At 41.3% G+C, this 2792-nt stretch carries 1 protein-coding gene; it reads right to left on the bottom strand.

The features are described from left to right. Positions 1–2792, bottom strand: a 2792-nt coding sequence (locus tag AC6F75_RS06490) for a fibronectin type III domain-containing protein (RefSeq protein ID WP_500714143.1), incomplete at both ends; no start/stop codon positions are given.

Raw genomic sequence — 2792 nt, 5'->3', positions numbered from 1 at the left:
GGACCTGCCCAAACACTTAAATTACCACTACCACAATTTGTTTGTACATAGAAATCATAGTCAGTATCATCAACCAGACCGGAAGCTGAAGCAGTAGTAACACCGGTAGCAGTGGTGCCACTGTCAACAGGGGTGTCAGTTAACGGGTCATCGCCGTCTTCCATGACAACCCAACTGTAGCCATTGGTTTCATCTGGTGAAGCAGTCCAAGAAAAATCTGCAGTTGATGTAGTAACATTAACAATTGTCAATGCGGTTGGTGCATCACATACAATTTGAAGTGTTTCAAATAGGAATGGCCCGGCCCAAGCACTTAAATCGCCTCCACCACAATCAGCTCTCACATAAAACTCATACATAGTATTAGGTGTAAGCCCGGTTAAAGGGTATGGATTTGTAGTAACACCTGCAATTGTTGGTGTTCCTGTTGGAGTAAATCCGGCTGCATCATATTCAATGTCCCAGGTAGTAGCTGTTCCATTTTCTGTCCATTCTAAATCAGCAGATGAAGTGGTAAGGTTGCTTGCAGTTAAGCCTGATGGATCAGGGCATACAAGGCCTTCATAAAATGACACATCATCAATACCAATATCATTGTAAAAATTGGATCCTACGGTTGCATCAACAATAAAACGTGCCTGAATGTTGCCGGTAATGGTCAATGTGGTCAAATCTATTTCAACTCTCTCCCAAGCATCAACGTCTCCATTGTTGTCAAAATAAACTTGATTCCAGGCTGTACCATCATGTACTTCAACAGTCAAGCTGTTGCTTACACTAGTTGTTGAAGGGTCATTGTCGTAATGGTAAACATAAAACTCTAACTTAGGATCGGTGAGTCCACTTATATCGATAAGCGGAGTGATCATTGTAGCATCAGGTGTAAATGTTGAAGAAGCTTCTGCAAAAGCAAAATAACCGGAACCTGTTGTATTGTCACTATAACTATTGCCATTACTTGGGCTTGTGGCAAATGTCCATCCATTGGACACTGAACTTGAAATACTCCAACAATTTGGTGTATTGGTCATACTTGCTTCAAAGTCCATAGTGTAAGGAGCGATAAATACATCACATTCTGTAGTAAATGTATAAGGTCCGCTCCAGTTACTCATACCGTCAACGCCACAATCAGCCCTTACATAAAAATCGTAAGAAGTACTACCGGTTAAACCTGTAATTGGTTGTGGGTTGGTAGTAGTGCCAGTAATTGTTGGGGTGCCTGTGGGTGTAAACCCTTCAACTCCCCATTCAATATCCCAAGATGTAGCAGTTCCGTTTTCTGTCCAACCAAGATCAGCAGTTGTGATTGTAATGTTGGTTGCTGTTAAAGCAGAAGGCTGTAAACAGGCCGGGGGTGTAAATTCATACGCACCGGCATCAGGGTTTGTAAGACTTCTTGGCATGCCGTCTATATCAACAAGTACGCCCACCGGGGTACCTATATCATTAACGGCTGGATTTGTTGGCGTAAAGTCCCCTCCAAGCGGATTTGCAAACAACGGGTCAGCATCAACTGAAGCATTGTCATAAATACCGCCATTAGCTAATTGCCAATCGCCCAATGTTACATGTGCGGTAGAGTAAAAACCTACACCATTGGTTCCTGCAGGCGCATTTACATACAGCACATTATTATCACTTGCAATAGTGGAAGCTGTAGTACCAAAATACAATGCATATTTAGTACCGGTACCACCACGGGTTATAGAAATGATGTTGTTTTTAATTTCTATATTGGATGCAGAAGTTAATTGATAAAATCCTCTTGTTATTCCTCCTGTAGCAGCTGTGTTATCCAGGGATACTGTATTGTGATAGTAATACACACCGTCACTGCTGGAGTTATAAAGGCCATAGTTGGTTCCGTTGCCATATATATTATAAATAAGGTTATTGACCACCATGTTATGATTACCCACTGTAGCATTTACACCAGAGTGCCAGATACCATAAGCAAGACTTGTGGTGGTGGGATTACCTGCATGTAAATCATAAATCCTGTTTGCCTCCACGAGATTGTTCTCACCGCTGGTCAAAAAGTAAATACCATAAGCTGAGCCTGTATTTGCCCTTGTAGGCTGGCTGATATCATTGTTTGTAATTGTTGCATTTGTGATGCTTCTTAAATATAGACCATATAATCGGAAATCCTGAAGAACGTTATTTGAGATTACGTTATTCATCGAATTGCTTGTTGACGACTCTCCATTAATTGTCAATCCGTAATACCCACCGATAATGGTATTGTTTGTAAATGTATTATCAGTACCCGGTGAACCTATTGTTGAAGTTGCACTTGTCAAGCTACCTGAAACAACAATACCCGCATTGGTAGATCCTGTATTGATAAAGGTAGAGGACATATCAATTGTACAGTTGTTAATCGTGTTGAAATCAGCATCATTTATCAGTTGGATCACAAAGTTATTATCCTCAGAAATAGTCACCAGGTTTAAATTATCTATGGTCACATAATCTGCTCCATCCAAAAGGATAAGTGATCTGTCACCTGTAGTGGTTGTGGATGTCAAGGTTTCGCCATTACCGTTGAAAGTAATTGTATTGACTGCACTTGCCCCACTTATTTCAGGGATAACAATTTGTTCATTATAAGGTCCTGATCCTGCAACTACATTAAAAGTAACCGGGGCAGAAATACCACAAATAGCGAGTGAGATGACGGCTTCATTTAGAGAAATAAAGTCTCCGGTTCCAGCGGCGTCTATAGTATAGCTTCCCGCCAGTGGGGCTAGACAACCTGTAGTAAAAGTGTGAGGTCCTACCCAAAC

The organism is Planktosalinus sp., from assembly GCF_059864935.1.
This window is presented reverse-complemented; position numbering and strand designations above follow the sequence as displayed.